The sequence below is a fragment of the Winogradskyella pulchriflava genome, assembly GCF_042434315.1.
GTDB lineage: Bacteria > Bacteroidota > Bacteroidia > Flavobacteriales > Flavobacteriaceae > Winogradskyella > Winogradskyella pulchriflava.
Window position 1 is genome coordinate 30,686 of the sequence record NZ_JBHLTQ010000007.1, and the last position, 19,810, is coordinate 50,495.

Genomic DNA, 19,810 nt, shown 5'->3' on the forward strand with positions numbered 1-19,810 from the left:
ATTTTCTTGCCTACTGTATTTCAGAGTATTTTAAGTTAGGTTGTTTCGTAGTTAAGGTCTTTGACTATAAAAAACTTTATTAACACAATTTTAATACTTAAATTTGTTATAACTAAAATTTTCTAACTATGAAACACTATTTACTTTTTGCATTATTCATTTTTTCCATATTAAGCTTTGCGCAAAACATACCAGACGAGGTTAAACCACCAAGTTGGGGAATGGATGAGTTAACTACTGTAACTCCTCACAGATTAGCCTCTTTTGATTTAAAAAAATTACAAGATGAGGACATGATTAATGATAAAGATAAATCTAAGCCTTGGAGATTTGGTTACGATATATATGTAGATCATGATTTTAATGAAGTAGGTGAATGGACAACACTAGACAATGGAGATAGAATTTGGAGAATGTCTTACAAATCAAAAAATGCAGTATCATTAAACTTTATGTTTGATGTGTTTAAGCTTCCAGAAGGTGCAAAACTATTTGTTTATAATGATGAAAAAAGTGATTTATTAAGACCATATACACATCACAATAACAACCCAGAAGAAGTTTTAGGAACATGGTTGGTTAAAGGAGACCAAGCTTGGATTGAGTATTACGAACCAGCAAATGTTGTTGGTGAGGCAAAAATTACAATTGGTTCTGTAATACACGGTTATAGAAGTGGTGAAACTTACCAAAAAGCCTTAAATGATTCAGGCGCTTGTAACCATGATGTTGATTGTGATATTACGCCTGCTAGTGACCCTTATGGACTGGATACTGTAAAAGAAAACGTAAAAAAATCTGTAGGAATGATTACTGTCAATGGAGGAACTGGTATTTGTACAGGGACTTTGGTGAATAACACCAATAACGATGGCACTCCTTATTTTATCACAGCTAATCACTGTCTTGGAGGAAGTGTAAATTCATGGGCTTTTAGATTTAACTGGAGAAGCCCTAATCCTTCATGTGGAACTTTTACCAATAGTACTAACGGTACATTTAATCAAACGGTTAGTGGAGCAACGTTGAGAGCAAGTAGTTCTCAATCCGACATGGCTTTAGTAGAAATTACCGATCCAACCTTTTTTAATGGTAATCCAGATGTTGTTTGGGCAGGTTGGAATAGATCTACTACACAAAACCCAAATGTAAATTTTGGTATACACCATCCAAGTGGTGATATTCAAAAAGTATGTAGAGAAGATGATGGTGCCTATAGAACAGCTGTTAATTTTAATGGTAACCCAACCACACAAATGTGGTTTATAGATCAATGGGAACTTGGGGTTACAGAACCTGGATCATCTGGATCTGCATTATTTAATGAAACAGGTCATCTTATTGGTATGCTTTCAGGTGGTTCTGCAGCATGTAGCGGAACTTCTAATAATGGAGGTGTTGATTTTTATGGAAGATTTGGTGTCGCTTGGAATTTTGGCGCTAATTCATCTCAAAGAGTTATGGAGTGGTTAGATCCAGCAGGTACTGGAGATATAATATTAGACCAATATCCTGCTATAGAAACTTTTGATAATGATGCAAGAGTTTCTGAATCTTCTGGCGGTGGTTCTCTAATTTGCGGTGATTTTACTCCGGAAGTAACACTTATAAATGCAGGTGCTTTAAATTTAACTTCTGCTGATGTTACTTATTATGTAGATTCTAATGCAGGCACAACTGTAAACTGGACTGGGAATTTAGCAAACAATGCTTCAGAAGTAGTTGCTAGCCCAACATTTAGTGGCTTAACAGTAGGATCTCATACATTTACAATTACAGTTTCTAATCCAAACGGTACTGCTGATGAGAACACTGCAAACGATAGTTTTATATTGAATTTTGAAGTTCCTGAATCCTATTCTACAGCTACTGTCGTATTTAACATTACTACTGATGATTACGGTAATGAAACTACTTATGAATTAGCTAATAGTTCAGGTACCGTTGTAGCTAGTGGCCCTGTCTTTGATTATAACGATAATACTACTTACTCAGAGACATTAACAATTCCTGGTTATGATGAGTGCTATACGTTTACAATATTCGATTCTTATGGTGATGGAATATGCTGTGGGTTTGGAAATGGTTCTTACAACTTAGAAGACGAAAACGGAAATGTAATTATCTCTGGTGGTCAATTTGATTCTGCGGAAGCTGTAACATTTAATGCAATGGATCCATTAGGTTTAGATGAATATACTTTGGAAGATTATATTAACATCTATCCAAATCCAGCTAAAAGTGTATTAAACATAAACATATCTGGTGTAAACGAAGATTTAGATTATCAAATTTATAATACTGTAGGACAGATTATCTTAAAAGGTAGTTTTAAAACTCAATATAATAAGATAGACTTATCACAATACCAAAGTGGTGTTTATTTTGTAAAATTATCTAGCAATAGACAATCTATTACAAGAAAGGTTGTAAAAGAATAAATGTTATATACGCACAAATAAAAAAAGTCAGTTAATTTATTTTAACTGACTTTTTAGTTTAAATAGGTAATGAGTTGATAATTCATTGCTCTAAACTTTAATAGTTTCTAAGTCATCATCTAAACTGTTAGATGTATTGACAATTTTAGACAAAGTTTTCATAATTGATTGTTTTTTTGAAGCTAAGGAATACTTCAACTGCGTTCAGTATGACAGCTTAGCTATGATTGATGAATTACGCTATTATCTATAACGTCTTTTACTGTTCCAAGTATAACTTTTTGTTACTGTTGTTGTACCTGTTAATTGATTGCTGTTTAATGTTCTCATGATGTATTGTTTTTTAATTGATTTATACTTAATAGACGACACATAAATAAAAATGTTACAGTACTATGCATAACAAAGTAATGATTTAACAATTTTTAACTTTTAAGCGTATATTTATAATCATGAAGCCTAAACTATATATAAAAATGTTGCTGATTGCTTTTCTTTATTCTTGCAAAGGCAAAGTAGAGAAGGAGTGCGATTTTAAAAGTTTTAAGGTTATTGCTTCTGCTTATAACTCTTTGGCTTATCAAACCAATTCAAATCCTCATATAACAGCCTTTGGAGATAGTCTAAAACCTGGATTGAGGTATATAGCGGTTTCAAGAGACCTTATAGATTCTGGTTTAGTACATAATACACAAGTAAAGATTGAAGGCTTTGATAGTGTATTTATTGTAAAAGATAAAATGAACAGACGTTGGCGCAAACGTATAGACATCTATATGGGTATGGACATAAAAAAAGCAAGAAATTGGGGCAAAAGAAAGGTTAACATTGAATATTGCATTCCTATAAAGGATTCAATTAATTAATTAGGCTTCACCATTACTTCAGAAACTATAAAAGGATATGCTTTTTTTACTATTTCTAATTCTTCGTTAGAGACTTCATGTGGAGACTTTTTAAATTTCTGCTGTATATAGCGCTTTCTTAAATCGTAATAAGCTTTCGTGATTTCATCTTGCACTTTTATAAACAATTCGTATTTAGTTAATGCATCATGACTTAAAGAAATTACAGCATTTTTGGGGTGTTCTGAAGATTCTAATAGTTGTAAACCTTCACAATAATCACAATTAGCACTGCCATTATTATCTACAAAATCTTTCACAAGTTGTTCAACCTCTTCTAGTTTTACAACGTTATTTTCAACCATAATCTCTTGATTACTGTTTAAATTAATGTGCAATAGATTTCGTTCCTTAATGTTTTTTGTGCAATCTTCATTTGGCGGACAATCGCCAGGTAGTTGTCTTAAAATGCCTTTGTCGGCAGAGATGGTCGTAGTTACTAAAAAGAAAATGAGTAACAAAAAGGCAATGTCTGCCATAGATCCTGCGTTGACCGTCGCAGAATGTCTTCTAAATGATTTCATAATATAAATATTTAAAATGTTAATATTTTCTTAAGCACAATAACAGTACCAATCTTGTTAAAGGTTATTAACAATTAATTCCAAAAACCCTTACAATATGCTATTTTTGCAAAATTAACCTTCGAGGGAAAAACTATATGTCAACAGAAACGCTTAAGGAAACTGTAACAGAGAAAAGACTTTACGATTACCAAATCAAAGATCTCAATCGTATTTTTGATGTAATGGAAGAGGAGTCTGATGATTTTAATCTTCTCTATCAATTACCAACAGGTGGTGGTAAGACCGTTATTTTTTCTGAAATCGTAAGACGTTATATTGAAAAACATAATAAGAAAGTCGTTATCCTTACACATCGTATTGAACTTTGCAAACAAACATCTAATGTGCTTTCTGGTTTTAATGTAAAGAACAAAGTCATTAACAGTAAGGTTAAGACCTTACCAGACCAAGACGATTATCAGTGTTTCGTCGCAATGGTTGAGACATTAAACAATCGTCTTTCTGATAAAGATTTTGAGCTTAAAAATGTTGGACTTGTTATAATTGATGAAGCTCATTATAATTCTTTTAGAAAGCTTTTTAAGTTTTTTGAGAACTGTTTTATCCTTGGAGTCACCGCAACACCATTGAGTAGTAATATAAAACTACCTATGAAAGATAATTACGACAAGCTCATTGTTGGTGACGATATTTCTACTTTGATTAAAAATGGATTTCTGGCAAACGCAGATGTTTACCATTACGATGTTGGTTTAACTACGTTGAAAATTGGTATAAATGGTGATTACACAGTAAAATCTTCTGAAGCACTATATACTAACACCTTAATGCAATCTAAGCTTTTAACAGCTTATGAAGAATTAGCGAAAGGAAAGAAAACACTTATCTTTAATAATGGTATATACACTTCTAAGGAGGTTTATTACACATTTAAAAAAGCAGGTTATGATGTTCGTCATTTAGACAATACATCGAGTAAACAAGAACGAAAAGATATTTTAAAATGGTTTAAAAACACATCAGATGCTGTGTTAACTTCTGTAAGTATCTTAACAACAGGATTTGATGAGCCATCGGTTGAATCCATTATATTAAATAGGGCAACACGTTCATTAACGTTATACTTTCAAATGATTGGTCGTGGTAGTCGAATTTATAAGGATAGAACTACGTTTCAAGTCATAGATTTAGGTAATAACATTGCGCGTTTTGGACCTTGGAACCAGCCTGTGGACTGGAACCATATTTTTAAATACCCAGATTTATATTTAGAAAACATCGTTGATGATGAGTCACTGGAACGCGATTTTGTTTACATAATGCCAGATGATTTAAAAGAAAAATTCAAAAAATCGGAATCATTGGAATTTGATGTAAAGGAAGAATATAAAGATGTTATAGGTTCTGGTAAAAAATCCTTTACTGTAATTGAGCGTTCTATAGAACAACATTCTAAGATTTGCATTGAAAATAGCGAAGATGTTTATGAAGCGCGAGATTTAATTAAGTTGCTTCAAGATGAAATTGCTTATAGAATAAAACAATACTGCTATTGCATTATGAATAGCACTCAGAACTATAAAGATTGGTTATTTGAGGAATACAACAGGAAGTTACGAATTAGTTTCAACGGTAAGTTTTAACTTTTTTTTGTAAGGAATTCCATTTTTATCCGTTTATTTTGAACTAGGTATGGTTTTTGCACCGCAAGTAATTAAACAAAAACTAGTCTAAATATAAAATGAAGCCATTAAAACTCATATTGATTTTATTTGCCATGTTATTTGGCACAGTGAGTTATGCTCAAAAAGTAAAAGACAAGGAGGATAAATCTATTCGTATACCTGCAGAGCCTTCTAAAATTAAAAAGGACACCATACCTGCTAAGGTTAAAGTTGCTCCAAAACTTGATAAAAAAGAAGATAGCATTGGCGGTAAATCTTCAATAGAAGAGAAGAAATTTGTATTTAAGGAATCTGATAAGCCTTTTTCAATGACAGAAAGTGATGGTTTAAAAAGCCCTAGCGAAATTTTTGAAAAGCGTTGGAATAAAGAACTGGAGAAAGGTGGAGTTATAAGAACCATGTCTGATCAGTATCTTGGTGAACATAGTGTTGATACTAAGTTTGTAAATATTGTATGTAGAGATCACGAATATCCAGATGGTGATCGTGTAAGAATTTATGTAAATGACTTTGTAGTGGAGCCCAACTTATTACTAAAGAGTTCTTACAGACGTGTTGAAGTTAATTTAGCGGAAGGTAAAAACAAAATTGAAATAGAGGCTTTAAATCAAGGTGAATCTGGACCTAACACAGCTGAATTTTTGGTTTATGATGATAAAGGAAATCTTATTTCTTCAAAGGAATGGAACTTACTCACAGGTGTAAAAGCGATTATTGTTTTTAATAACGAGAAAGTAGTTATAAAAGAAAAATCATCCGAAGACGATAAAAAAGAAGAGGCGTCTAATAATTAATTTCTACAACATCACCAGGTTGCATATCCTGTAAACTATAATTTCCAATACGTACTCTTACTAATCTTAATGTTGGAAATCCAAGTTTTGCTGTCATCTTTCTAACTTGTCTAAATTTCCCTTCTCTAATTGTTATAGAAAGCCAAGACGTTATACCATGCTTTTCGTCTCTAACAAAGCGTTCTACGATATGATTTGTATCACTAAGTAAGTTTGCTTTGCAAGGCAAAGTGATATAAGGCTTTCCATTGATAGAAATTTCCACACCCTTTTTTAATAAGTTTATAGTTTCTTCTGTAATACTACCATCTACCATTACATGGTACTCTTTTTCTATTTTAGAGCTCGTAATATGGTTGCTAAACTTTCCGTCAGTAGTTAATAACAATAAACCTTCAGATTTCTCATCCAATCTACCAACAGCCATTGTACCTTCAGGGAAATCATAGAATTCATTCAAAAGCTTTTTATTCTTTCGTTTGGTTTGATTATTTATAAATTGACTTAAATAACCGTAAGGTTTATATATTTTGAAGTACTTGTGATTCACTATGTAAAATTACAAATCATTTCTTTTTATACCAGCTATGTGGCTTTGTTATTCAAATGCAAAAAGCGCATACTTCAAATAAGTATGCGCTTTAAAAATCGTTCTGATTTTTGCTTTATTTTATAACTAATTTTTTAATTCGTTTTGCTTTGTTTGAATCTAACAATTCTAAAATATAAACACCAGCACTTAAATGCTCTACACTAATTATATGTTTAGTTTTAGAGTTATCTAAACGATCACTAATCACTTCTTTTCCATTGATATTATAGAGTTTTAATGACATGTCATTTTCTAACAAGCCTTTAATAACAATAGTTTTTTCAGCATAATCAGAATAAATACTTAAATCATCTAAAATAGTTTCTGAAATAGATAGTGCTTCATTTTCATATCTTAAATAAAAACGACCCACACCAGAAATATCGGTAAGTGCTGTAAAGTTATAGTTGCCTGTATTCAATAATGTAAATGAATTATTTAAAGTGTCTTCTAAATAGACATTTATAGACGAAGGTAAATCAGTTTCAGAAATGCTTATAGATACATTTTGTCCCTGGCTAGCATGTACACCTAAAGGAATTGTAACATTATTAATAGCATTACCATCTAAAGCTTGAATAGCAAAAGGAGTATCAATATTGCCTTCAACTAAATAAGAGTAAATTGAAAAATCCGGTATATTTCCATTAAAAAGTGAGGCATCATATCCTGGATCTAATCCAAGTGAGGCATTGTCATTAAAATAGAAATCTGTGCTAAAGTTAGAACTTCCCGAACTTACCAATAATTTTAAATAGCCATAGTGAGCAGATGAAGTTCTACCTTGAATAAAATCGTCTGTACTACCTTGAACTCTCATTGCAGGTGTGAATTGTATATTTCCACCACCTACTTTACTTTTAACAAAAAACGCTTGTCCTGGCGCAATTAAATTGCCTGTAGTAACGTTGTTCCATATTGTCCATCCATCAGAAGCATTACCATCATAACCATATACAGCCTGAAAAGCTCCACTTTCCAATGTAGTAGCGTTATGTTGGAAAAACGCATCAAAATCAATATAAGAAGGGTAAGGGTTTCCTACTAAATTCCATCCATCATAAGGCGGACCAGTTCTGGTGATAGCAATATCTACATTAGTAGTTTCAATTTCACCAGTAAAGGTTAGGGTAGTGCCATTGGCAATATCTTCAGAGCTATCTCGTGCCGCTCTGTATCCTTTACCTTTTATTATTTCAGTAGTAGCGTTACTTACTGTTGAATAAATTTCATAAGCTCCTGTGGCTTCATTAAATGGTCCAAATAGTTTTTGTTGGGTATTACTAGGATTTTCAAATAGATTAGGATTGTCTGATGCAAAATCACCAAATAATTCACTACTTACAGGCGATGATATTAAATCATTGCCTGTAGTTCCATTAAATGCATTTACATGTCTTTTATAAACAACATTACCTGTACTGGTTCCGTTGACAATTAAACTCGAATATTTATTAGATATTGAGGTTAATGTAACTTGTCCATTATTAATTAAATTACCATTTATTGTTAGGCTTCCACCTTCTAGAATATCAATGCTTCCACTTGCAGAAACCTCTACATCACCTTCAATAACCAGATTCTCATCAACACCTACAACTAAATGGGTGCAATCTGAAGGAGCTGTGAATAATGCTCCATTACTCCTATATAAAGTTTCATAACCATCCGTAAATTCCGCAGTAACTTCCACATCTAGACCATCAGAATCCAATCCTGTTAGCGTTACAGTTTGAGGACTTCCTGTTATAGGAAATGATTGCTCATTTATTACCAATGATCCTGTTGCAGGAGGATTGGTATATGTTACAATTAAATCTTGTGAATAGGTGTTGTCAGTAAAATTACAACTTGATTGTGTGCTAGTTACGATGTTGTCAATCGACGTAAGTTCACCGTGAGGTAAAAATTGTACAAGTGAAGCTTTGGTTTCTTCATCAGCATCACTGCCACCACCAGAGGTGTATCCACCTCTACCTCTTAAATGAATACTCACTAAATCTCCAGAACCACTGGTATATAATTGTACTCTTACGGCTTCAGCAAAAAGAGGAGGTTCGTCAGAGCCATCCCATTCATAAATACCATTATCAATCCAGCCACCAGCTCCTTCTTCAATAGTATTCCATATACCGTTTCTTAAATAACTAACTCGCCAAAGTGTATTTGGTTGTGGTTGATTTGGATATGCTCCACCAAAAGTGATGTAATTAACAAACTTTGGCTGTGGCCAATCTACTCTCCAATAAAATCCATTTTCTGCATTAACAGGTCCTAAGTTGTGTTGATAGGGAACACCATATTCTGCAAAAGGAGATGTAACTCTATAATCTGCTTTAGATGGGTCATAGAGTATATGTAATGGTGTGCCTCGACCTTGGCCTTGGGCTACTGAGCCACTTAGCTGTGCGGAAGGCAATAATGCTAAATTAATTAATGGGTTAGGAGTGTTGCAATCTTCTGTACTAGTTTCATCAAGTTGATTAATCCATTGCTCAATAAGATCTACAGCTGGCTGATCTATTATTGATTTGGATATCGGTGGCATCATAATAGACATATCTACACTATTCATGCGATGGTATAATATGGATTTTGATGCATCACCAGGAAATAGTATTTTTTCATCTGGCGCAATACCTAGAGGTGTCAATACACCACTTGTTAATAATTCTGTAGCTTCAAGGTTATTGTAAACTCTCAGGTCATAACTTGTTCTTATACTATTATCTCTTCTGTGGCAATAGGCACAGTTTAAATCTAAATAAGACCTTGCTTTTTCATCTAAACTAGCATTAGGGTCCTGTAATGATTTATTTGTGTAAATATCTTCAGTATCAGCATCAGTAATAGATTTATTTAAAATACCTAAATGACTTAGAGTTACTAATTGATTTGCAGTAATACTTGTTTCTTCATAAGTATAATCTGTATTTAAGTATCTAGATTTTAAACCAAGAGCGCCTTTGTTTGCATGGTTATGGCAATTAATACAATCAGAATTTGATGGAAAATGCCAAACTTGGGTACGCGTTCCATTTGATGTCGTAGTAATATCTACAGGCTCATTTAATGCAGAAGCCTGAAGATAGGCTTCGGTTTCCTCATCGTTCCAATTATAAGTTAAAAAGTACATTTCACCAAACTCATCAACAACGGAAACCCTTGTTTCTACTTTTTTTGTTACGGATGGATCATTATCATCTACTTGTAATTCAAAATGCTTAACTATTACTGTACCAGATGGGAATTCCCAATCTCCAAATTCTGAATATTGTACTTGTTCACTTGGCCCACTATGTACACCATCATTGTTTGGTACGGCAACCCAACGTTTTTTTAGAGCACCATCAGACCAAAAAGACTCATAGAGCTCATAGGGTACGTAGCCATCAATAACTTCTAACGTTGATAGGTTGGTAAAAATACCTGTTTGAGATAATGTTTGTGGAGGTGGTCCATGATCTAAATCATTATCTATTAACTTATATATATTTGTGTCATGTCCTAAGCTTAAAATGAAAAGTTCTTTCTCATTATCTTCTCCAAAAGAAATAATATCTTCTGGTAAAAATGTTGCAATTTGCTCGTAATCACCGTTACCAACATCAACAGAGAAAATTTCATCACCGCCACCATAATCTGCACATATATATTTGCCGTAAAGTTCAGGGATGCCAGTACCTCTGTAAACAAAGCCTCCGGTAATTGAGTTCATTATATCATGTCCAAAATCAACTAAAGGCTCTACATGCTCCATATCGTTAAAAAGATCTGAGTAACAACCAGGTCCCTCGAGAAAACCTTCGTATAATGGCCAACCATAATTAGAACCATACTCAAGAATATTGATTTCTTCTCGAGTACTTAAACCCACATCTCCTATATACATAGTACCTGTTTGACTGTCTTTTGTCATTCTAAAAGGGTTTCTCAGTCCAATACTGTAATATTCTTCAAAGAAATCACCAGGTGCATAAACATCATTTGGATTTTGAGTTGTTAAATTTGGCTGTCCATATAAACTTGTAGTTGAGCCAGGAGTTGTATCAGAAAAAGGGTTGTCATTTGGTATCCAGTATTCAACACCAGTTATTTCATTAGAATAACCAGCATCATTTGGTTTTTTTCTAACAGGTGGGTGACTTTTAGTAGGGTCTTTGTCTACATCTATTCTCAAAACACCACCATCTAAATTATTAACAATATCCTGAGCCCTTTGCCAAGAAGCTTGCTCACCTGTAGTTAAATATAAAAAGCCGTCATCTCCAAACTCTAAACCACCACCATAATGTGTGGTGCCGTATAATCTGTTTTTAAGTATTATCGTTCTAGAATTATTTACATAGGTCATTGTGTTAGGATTAACCTCAAATCGTTCTAATATTAAGAAATTGCCCTCATGTTCGTTTTCACTAAAAGAACAACCTTGTCCAGTATATTCGCCAAAAGCTGGTTCATTTTCGCCATTCCAGTTTTTTGTAGCATAGTATACATAAAAGTAATTTTTAGGATTTACAGGCGCATCAAAATCTGGGTGTATGGTTAAGCCAAAGAAACCGCCATCAGAAATCAAACCAACTTCATTAGATAAATCTAGTATAAGATTCTTAACGGTTGTACTTTCATCATTATCAAACCAGTAAATAACTCCATCGAGCTGTCCTAAAACAATTTTATTTTGGTTTGGAACCATCCTAAAAGTTATGGGGTAAAAAAATGTTAAATTAGGGAATGCGACCCTATATGTAGCATCTAAATCTGTGTCAATCGATGGAGGAAAAACTCCATTAGAATATGGCCCAATAGTTTTTGCAGTTGTTAACCCTGGTCCAGAAAAATAAGGAAATGCGGCTAATAAAAAAATTGAGGCTAATAGTGCAATTGATAAAACTCTAAACGAGTAAGATTTGGGTTTATTACAAGTCATAAGGCTTCCAATAGGTTTTTTGGAAATAAAAGATTTCATTAGTAAATTGAATAAATTAATAGCTACGATAAAAGTAGGTATTACTCTAATAGGTACGTAATAAATTCGATGATGTCGTATTATATCCGACAAATGCAACTAGCAGAAATTTAGGACTTTGCGTAGTTTTTTTAAAATAGTGTTGTATTGGTTGCTACTACTATGTTTTTTGTTGAATTGGTAAGTGTATATTCTTGAAGGTAAATAATTTAGCATATAGACAGCTTATACGTAAACAGCTACAGAATTTGTGTTTTAGGCGCTTTATTATGCTTGCGTTAGCCGCAAAATGTATCGGTAATTAATTAAATATTATAATAAACAGTCGTTTCTTTAAGTGATGTGATTACGTATATTTTTTAAATATATAATCAATAAAAAAACATTGTTTTAAATGCTTTTAATAAGTAGGCTTAGACCTAAAAATACTGCTTCACTTTGCCCCATAAAGTTTTAGGCTTAATCATAAACTCTTCTTCGAGCTCTTCCATGGTTTTATCAGTATAATTGATTTTATCAAACATCTTGGCCCTTATTAAATAGATTGATGGAACAACTATAATTAAAATAGGCATCAAAACAACAAATGTTCCTTCATCTAGATATCCAGCTTCAGAATTCCAACTGTTTACAGCTTGGAATGCAAACATTACAATAGGAACGAGTATTGCATGATACCACCAATGACGGCAAGTAAAAAACCAAATTACAAGTAATAAGAAAGGGATAAATTTACTAGTATATACCCACATTGCATACTGCGCTTCTTCCCACACACCACTTTCGTAAGTAAACAAAAAAGTGTCCCAAACCTTTGTGGTTGGAACACTTTCGTGTAATGAATATAAAAGAGGTGTAGATGCAATAATAGTTGCAATAATAGACCCTACCATTGCGCTTCTACTTAACGTCTTTTTATTATCCGTTTTTGATGAGCTCTCTTTTTTTCTTTTCGATTTTTGTAGTAGTCTGTCCATCTAAGTCAATGATGTTAGTTGCTTGTACAGTAAATAACACTCCACCGAAGATTGCGATTGCAAGAATTAGTTTTTTTGAATTCATAATTTAAGGGATTTAATTAATTAATTACTTCAAAAGTACTATGCATACATGGTTTGAAAAAATCAATTAGTGTTAAAATCCAAGAAATTTAGAACTTATAGTTACGGTTTTTCCGTAACACGAACACTTTTTCGGTAGAATGTTGGTGAAATTTTATTTAAAATTTCGGTTCTGTCATAGCTTTATTTTCGGTTAAAAGTTTTGATTCTATAGTTAATTTGAGGGATCTTATATCGTCACTTATCTTAGTGATATCAAGTGATTGCGCTTCATCTATTAATTCATCAATTCTATCAGGCCATTCAATAAATAACCAGTTGTTACTTTCTAAATAATCTTCTATGCCAAAATTGTAAGCTTCATCTATAGATTCTATCCTGTAAAAATCGAAATGATATACTTTATCACCAGGAATATTGTATTCATTTACAATTGAAAAGGTTGGGCTAGTAGCTACATCTTCACTATGCATAGCTCTTAAAAGAGCATTTATAAATGTTGTTTTCCCAGATCCCATATCGCCGTTAAACAATATAGTTTTAGATTCAAAATGTTCTAAAACACTTGCTGCAATGGCGTCAATATCCTTAAGATGATATGTTAACTCAATAGTTTTCAAAAAACAATTATAATAATTTGAGCCACAATGTTAATGAAAAATATTCGAAAAACCTAGAAAAAAGTGTATTTCGTCGGATATTTTTGCTTTTTATGGATTTATTTAGGGTCTAAAACTACAAATGGAATAATCATTTCTTCCAGAGAAACACCTCCATGTTGATAGGTGTTTCTATAGTAACTAACATAATGATTAAAGTTATTTGGATACGCTAAAAACAAATCTCCTTTGGCAAAAATAAAAGAGCTACTCATGCTTAAAGACGGCAAATAAACCGATTTGGGATCTTTAATTACCAACACATCTTTGTCTTGATAGGTTAGGCTTCTGCCTGTTTTATAACGTAAATTAAGACTTGTATCTCTATCTCCAATTACTTTAGAAGGTGCTTTAACATTGATAGTGCCGTGATCTGTTGTAAGTATTAATTTAAAACCAAGTTGTTGCGATAATTGAATCATCTCCAATAATGGTGAATTTTTAAACCAACTTACCGTTAAGGAACGATACGCCTTATCATTTGAAGCGAGTTCTTTAACAACCTCCATTTCCGTTTTGGAGTGAGAAAGCATATCTACAAAATTGTAAACTATAACACTTAAATCATTATTTTTTAGTGTTCTAAAATTCTCAACGAGTTTTTTACCAGATTTTAGATTGGTTATTTTATGATATTCATATTTTATATGATTTAAACCTAACCGTTTTAATTGCTCACGCAAAAAGTCGTCCTCGTGCAGGTTCTTACCACCTTCATCTGTGTCATTTTTCCAATAGTTAGGATGGAGTTTTTCCATATCTGCAGGCATTAATCCAGAAAATATGGCATTACGTGCATACTGTGTAGCTGTTGGAAGAATACTATAAAACGAAAGTTCTGATGTTTTCTTGTAGTAGTTATTTACAATAGGCTCAAATGCTTTCCATTGGTCGTATCGTAGGTTGTCAATAACAACTAAAAGTGTTGGTTGTTTATCACTTAATTCTGGGACAACTTTATCCTTAAACAATGTATGAGACATTGTAGGCGCATCTGCATTACGCTCAAACCAATTTTCATAATTTTTCTCAATAAACTTACCAAATTGAAGATTTGCTTCGTTTTTTTGAGATTCTAAGATATCCGTCATACCAACATCTTCAATGTCTTCAAGCTGTAATTCCCAATAAATCAATTTTTGATATAAATCAACCCATTCTTCATAAGAATTTACCATAGATAAATCCATGGCTATCTTCCTAAACTCTTGTTGATAGTTAGAGGTTGTTTTTTCAGAAATCAATCTAGAATGGTCTAAATTTTTCTTTAAGCTCAACAAAATTTGATTAGGATTAACAGGTTTTATTAAGTAATCGGCAATTTTACTGCCTATGGCTTCCTCCATAATATATTCCTCTTCACTTTTGGTAATCATAACCACAGGTAAGTTGGCACGACGCTCCTTTATTTCGTTCAAAGTTTCAAGACCGGTAAGGCCTGGCATATTTTCGTCTAAGAACACAATATCAAAGTTAGTATCATCAATTATTTCTAATGCCTCTGTACCGCTTTTGCATGTTGTTACCTTATATTGTTTTTGCTCTAAAAAGAGAATATGTGGTTTTAATAAATCAATTTCGTCGTCAACCCAGAGAATATTTATGTTGTTCATGTATATTTGTTTTCTAAATGAATTTTAAAGCTTTGTCGTCTAATAATAAACTAAAAATATTTAACGATCCAATTTACGGATTTATTACTATTCCAAATTCGTTAATTTTCGATCTTATTCAACATAAATACTTCCAGAGACTTCGACGTATTAGTCAAATGGGATTGTCTTATTTGGTATATCCTGGAGCGCATCATACACGTTTTCATCATGCTTTGGGTAGTATGCATTTAATGCAGAAAGCAATCAATGTGCTTCGTTTTAAGGGAGTTACAATTTCTGAGGACGAAGAAAACGGATTATTAATTGCAATTCTTCTTCACGATATTGGTCATGGTCCATTTTCTCATGCTATGGAACATAGTATTGTAAATGATATTTCGCACGAGGAAATTTCGCTTCGTTTTATGCAAGAACTCAATAAAGAGTTTAACGGAAGTTTAACGTTAGCCATTTCAATTTTTCAAAAGAAATATCCTCGAAAATTTATGTGTCAGTTGATTTCAAGTCAATTAGACATGGATAGGGCAGATTATTTAAAACGTGATAGTTTTTATACAGGAGTGGCGGAAGGCAACATTAATAGCGAACGTTTAATTACCATGCTTAATGTTGTTGAAGATGAATTAGTTGTTGAGGAAAAAGGTATTTATAGTGTAGAGAAATTTTTGGTTGCAAGACGTTTTATGTACTGGCAAGTCTATCTACACAAAACAGGTGTTGTTGCAGAACAATTATTAATGCGAATTCTTAAACGCGCAAAAGAATTAGTTGGTGCTGGTGAAGAATTAAGATGTAGCGACGCCTTAATGTATTTTATGCAGTCAGTAATTAACACAGAAAGTTTTAATTCTGAAACTTTGTCGGTTTTTTCAAAACTAGATGATTACGATATTGTAGCTGCGATGAAAGATTGGCAATCTCATAAAGATTTTGTGCTAAGCAATTTGTGCAAAATGATTATCGATAGAGACTTATTGAAGATTAAGATGAAGAATAAAAGTATTAAAACTTCAGAGCTTATGATACATACTAAAGCATTGATGGCTAAATACAATATTTCTAAAGCAGAAGCAGATTATTTTGTGTTTTATGGCGAAATTACAAATCTAGCATACCAGAATAAAAAGCAGCATATTAACATTCTTTTAAAATCCGGAAAAATTAAAGATATAACCAAAGCATCGGATCAATTAAACCTAAAAGCGTTGAGCAAACCTGTGACCAAATATTATATGTGCTATCCTAAAAAGAAAATGTGATACATTTTTTCTATTTTTGCGGAGACCAACCCATTTTTTAAAATCAGTTAATTGAAATTTACAGCAAAACAAATCGCAGGTATTTTAGAAGGTAATATCGTTGGTGATCCAGATATTGAAGTTTCCAAGCTTTCAAAAATTGAAGAAGGAACTCAAGGCTCATTAACATTTTTAGCCAATCCTAAATATAAACCGTACATCTATAAAACTAAGGCTTCAATAACAATTGTCAATTCAGACTTTGTGCCAGATGAAGCGTTAACCACTACTTTAATAAAGGTAGATGATGCTTATGGTGCATTTACTAAATTGCTTGAATATTACAATCAAATAAAATTAAATAAATCCGGAATTGAGCAACCTAGCTTTGTTTCAGAGTCTGCAAAAGTTGGTACTGATATCTATTTAGGAGCCTTTTCTTATATAGGAGATAATGTAAAAATTGGTGATAATGTTAAGATTTTTCCTAATGCTTACATAGGAGATAATGTCACTATAGATAACAATAGTATTGTGTTTTCTGGTGCCAAAATCTATTCAGACTGTGTGATTGGAAAAGGTTGTGTTATTAATTCAGGATCTATTATAGGTGCAGACGGCTTTGGTTTTGCGCCAAATGAAAAAGGAGAATATTCTAAAGTACCACAAATAGGAAATGTTATTTTAGAAGACTTTGTAGATGTAGGGGCAGGTACAACTATTGATAGAGCAACACTAGGCTCAACCATTATAAGAAGAGGAGTAAAGTTAGACAATCAAATACAAATTGCACATAATGTTGAAATAGGTAAAAATACCGTAATAGCTGCACAGACAGGTATTGCAGGTTCTACCAAAATTGGTGAAGGTTGTCAAATAGGTGGCCAAGTTGGAATAGCTGGCCATTTAACTATTGGAAATAATGTAAAAGTACAAGCACAATCTGGCATAGGTAGAAATGTTAAGGACAATGAAATCTTACAAGGCTCTCCTTCATTTGGCTATTCAGATTGGAATAAATCTTATGTTTATTTTAAAAATTTACCAAAGCTTGTTAAAACTATAAACGAATTAGAAAAGAAAGTAGATGGCAATAATTAAAACAGAAACAAAGCAAAAGACCATTGAAAAGGAAGTAACATTAAAAGGTGTTGGGCTTCATACCGGTGCAGATGTAACTTTGGTGTTTAAACCAGGTGCAGAAAATTCTGGATTTTTATTTGAGCGTGTTGACTTAGAAGGACACCCAAAAATAGAAGCCGATGTAAACTACGTTACAAACACACAACGTGGTACTTGCTTAGAAAAAAACGGAGTTACAATACAAACTTGCGAGCACGTTTTGGCTGCATTAGTTGGTTTAGACATAGATAATGCAATTGTAGAATTAAATGCTTCTGAACCACCAATAATGGATGGCTCTTCTAAGTTTTTTGTTGAAGCTTTAGAGAAAGCAGGTATTGTAGAACAAGATGCTGTTAGGGAAGAATATATTGTAAAAGATGTTGTTTCTTATACAGACGAAACATCCGGAAGCGAAATTATTTTAATGCCTTCAAATTCGTACCAAGTTACTACAATGGTAGATTTTGGTACTAAGGTTTTAGGTACTCAAAATGCCACTATGAATGCCATTTCAGAATTCAAAACTGAAATAGCAGATGCCAGAACATTTAGCTTTTTACACGAAATAGAAATGCTTCTTGAAAATGGCTTAATTAAAGGTGGTGATCTTAATAATGCCATTGTATATGTAGATAAAGAATTGTCGCCAGATACTATGGATAAACTTAGAGTTGCTTTTAACAAAGACAACATTGCTGTTAAACCAAATGGTATTTTAGATAACTTAACATTGCATCATCCTAATGAAGCTGCACGTCATAAGCTATTAGATGTTGTTGGCGATTTAGCACTTATCGGTACACGTATTAGAGGTAAGGTTATAGCAAATAAACCAGGACATTTTATTAATACGCAGTTTGCAAAGAAAATGTCTAAAATCATAAAAAACGAAAGACGCAATAATGTACCAAACATAGATTTGAATGCAGCTCCTTTAATGGACGTGAATCAAATTATGGATATGCTTCCGCACAGGCAACCTTTTCTATTACTAGATAAAGTTTTTGAATTAACTAATAATCATGTAATAGGGATGAAGAATGTTACGATGAACGAAGAATTTTTCAAAGGACATTTTCCTGGAGCACCAGTTATGCCAGGTGTTTTAATTGTTGAAGCCATGGCGCAAACAGGTGGTATATTAGTTTTAAGTACAGTTCCTGATCCAGAAAATTATTTGACATTTTTCATGAAAATGGATAACGTTAAGTTTAAACAAAAAGTAGTTCCTGGTGATACCTTAATATTTAAATGCTCATTAATAACACCAATTAGGCGTGGTATATGCCACATGCAAGGTTATGCTTATGCGAATGGTAAATTATGCGCAGAAGCTGAATTAATGGCTCAAATCTCAAAAGTAAAATAGCATGAACCAACCATTAGCTTACGTACATCCTGGAGCAAAAATTGCTAAGAATGTCGTTATAGAACCATTTACTACTATTCACAATAACGTGAAAATCGGAGAAGGTACTTGGATAGGAAGTAATGTTACCATTATGGAAGGTGCTCGCATCGGAAAGAACTGTAATATTTTCCCAGGATCTGTAATTTCAGCAGTACCACAAGATCTTAAGTACAACGATGAAGATACTACTGTAGAAATTGGAGATAATGTAACCATTAGAGAATGTGTTACCATTAACAGAGGTACGACGGACAAAATGAAAACGGTTATTGGTAATAACTGTTTAATTATGGCGTATTGCCACATTGCACACGACTGTATTGTTGGTGATAATTGTATTTTTTCTAACAACAGTACTCTTGCTGGTCATATTACCGTAGGTGATTATGTTGTGCTTGCAGGAATGACAGCTGTTCATCAATTTTGTTCAATTGGCAACCATGCTTTTGTAACAGGTGGTTCTTTAGTGCGTAAAGATGTACCTCCTTTTGTAAAAGCTGCTCGTGAGCCATTGTCTTATGTAGGTATAAATTCTGTAGGATTAAGACGAAGAGGTTTTACAACAGAAAAAATAAGAGAAATTCAAGATATTTTCAGAATACTATATCAAAAGAACTATAATAATACTCAGGCTTCAGAAATTATTGAAGCCGAAATGGAAGCTACTCCAGAGCGTGATGAGATTCTTCAGTTTATTAAAAATTCTCATCGTGGTATTATGAAAGGTTACTTTAAATCGAATTAAAAAATTAATAATTAAATAAATCCACATTTGTGGAGACAACAA

The 19,810-nt window shown here is 32.8% G+C and carries 14 protein-coding genes; 8 read left to right on the forward strand and 6 right to left on the reverse strand.

All coding sequences use genetic code 11. The annotated features are described in order from the left end of the window. Nucleotides 1-128: 128 nt before the first annotated feature. Nucleotides 129-2,441: a T9SS type A sorting domain-containing protein gene (locus ACFFGA_RS13735; protein ID WP_386064901.1), complete on the forward strand. Its 2,313-nt coding sequence runs from the start codon at nt 129-131 to the stop codon at nt 2,439-2,441. 452 nt (nt 2,442-2,893) lie between these two features. Beyond that, nucleotides 2,894-3,307, forward strand: a complete 414-nt coding sequence (locus tag ACFFGA_RS13740; RefSeq protein WP_386064902.1) for a 3D domain-containing protein — start codon at nt 2,894-2,896, stop codon at nt 3,305-3,307. Here the strand turns inward: ACFFGA_RS13740 and ACFFGA_RS13745 are convergent. After that, on the reverse strand, nt 3,304-3,870 hold the full coding sequence (locus tag ACFFGA_RS13745) for an ExbD/TolR family protein (RefSeq protein ID WP_386064903.1): 567 nt from the start codon (nt 3,868-3,870) through the stop codon (nt 3,304-3,306). The two genes, ACFFGA_RS13740 and ACFFGA_RS13745, sit on opposite strands and share 4 nt — an antisense overlap. A gap of 137 nt (nt 3,871-4,007) precedes the next feature. On the opposite strand from ACFFGA_RS13745, the gene ACFFGA_RS13750 reads away from it, so the two are divergent. Next, nucleotides 4,008-5,516 carry a DEAD/DEAH box helicase gene (locus ACFFGA_RS13750; protein WP_386064904.1) on the forward strand — a complete coding sequence of 503 codons (1,509 nt, stop codon included), beginning with the start codon at nt 4,008-4,010 and terminating at the stop codon, nt 5,514-5,516. Nucleotides 5,517-5,614: 98 nt separating this feature from the next. Further along, complete coding sequence (locus ACFFGA_RS13755; RefSeq protein WP_386064905.1) at nt 5,615-6,352, forward strand: hypothetical protein; 738 nt, start codon at nt 5,615-5,617, stop codon at nt 6,350-6,352. Here ACFFGA_RS13755 and ACFFGA_RS13760 read toward each other — a convergent pair. The 5 genes from ACFFGA_RS13760 to porX all read right to left on the reverse strand — a co-directional run bounded on the left by ACFFGA_RS13760 (nt 6,342) and on the right by porX (nt 15,246). Beyond that, nucleotides 6,342-6,902, reverse strand: a complete 561-nt coding sequence (locus tag ACFFGA_RS13760) for a pseudouridine synthase (RefSeq protein WP_386064906.1) — start codon at nt 6,900-6,902, stop codon at nt 6,342-6,344. The two genes, ACFFGA_RS13755 and ACFFGA_RS13760, sit on opposite strands and share 11 nt — an antisense overlap. A gap of 115 nt (nt 6,903-7,017) precedes the next feature. Further along, nucleotides 7,018-11,913: a DUF8693 domain-containing protein gene (locus tag ACFFGA_RS13765; protein WP_386064907.1), complete on the reverse strand. Its 4,896-nt coding sequence runs from the start codon at nt 11,911-11,913 to the stop codon at nt 7,018-7,020. 419 nt (nt 11,914-12,332) lie between these two features. Next, nucleotides 12,333-12,890, reverse strand: a complete 558-nt coding sequence (locus tag ACFFGA_RS13770) for a hypothetical protein (protein ID WP_386064908.1) — start codon at nt 12,888-12,890, stop codon at nt 12,333-12,335. A gap of 242 nt (nt 12,891-13,132) precedes the next feature. Further along, on the reverse strand, nt 13,133-13,594 hold the full coding sequence (gene tsaE, locus ACFFGA_RS13775) for a tRNA (adenosine(37)-N6)-threonylcarbamoyltransferase complex ATPase subunit type 1 TsaE (RefSeq protein WP_386064909.1): 462 nt from the start codon (nt 13,592-13,594) through the stop codon (nt 13,133-13,135). 98 nt (nt 13,595-13,692) lie between these two features. Continuing rightward, a complete protein-coding gene (gene porX / locus ACFFGA_RS13780) occupies nt 13,693-15,246 on the reverse strand; it encodes a T9SS response regulator signal transducer PorX (RefSeq protein WP_386064910.1) in 1,554 nt (517 codons plus the stop codon). Nucleotides 15,247-15,278: 32 nt separating this feature from the next. On the opposite strand from porX, the gene ACFFGA_RS13785 reads away from it, so the two are divergent. The 4 genes from ACFFGA_RS13785 to lpxA are packed head-to-tail and all read left to right on the forward strand — an operon-like array spanning nt 15,279 to nt 19,768. Continuing rightward, the gene (locus tag ACFFGA_RS13785) at nt 15,279-16,508 is read left to right on the forward strand and encodes an HD domain-containing protein (protein WP_386065180.1); all 1,230 of its coding nucleotides are present in this window, start codon (nt 15,279-15,281) and stop codon (nt 16,506-16,508) included. A 51-nt stretch (nt 16,509-16,559) separates the two neighbouring features. Then, nucleotides 16,560-17,588: a UDP-3-O-(3-hydroxymyristoyl)glucosamine N-acyltransferase gene (lpxD, locus tag ACFFGA_RS13790; protein WP_386064911.1), complete on the forward strand. Its 1,029-nt coding sequence runs from the start codon at nt 16,560-16,562 to the stop codon at nt 17,586-17,588. After that, entirely contained in the window at nt 17,575-18,981 is a 1,407-nt protein-coding gene (locus ACFFGA_RS13795) for a bifunctional UDP-3-O-[3-hydroxymyristoyl] N-acetylglucosamine deacetylase/3-hydroxyacyl-ACP dehydratase (protein ID WP_386064912.1), read from the forward strand. Before lpxD ends, ACFFGA_RS13795 begins: the two co-directional genes overlap by 14 nt. A 1-nt stretch (nt 18,982) precedes the next feature. After that, a complete protein-coding gene (lpxA, locus tag ACFFGA_RS13800) occupies nt 18,983-19,768 on the forward strand; it encodes an acyl-ACP--UDP-N-acetylglucosamine O-acyltransferase (protein ID WP_386064913.1) in 786 nt (261 codons plus the stop codon). Nucleotides 19,769-19,810 lie beyond the last annotated feature (42 nt).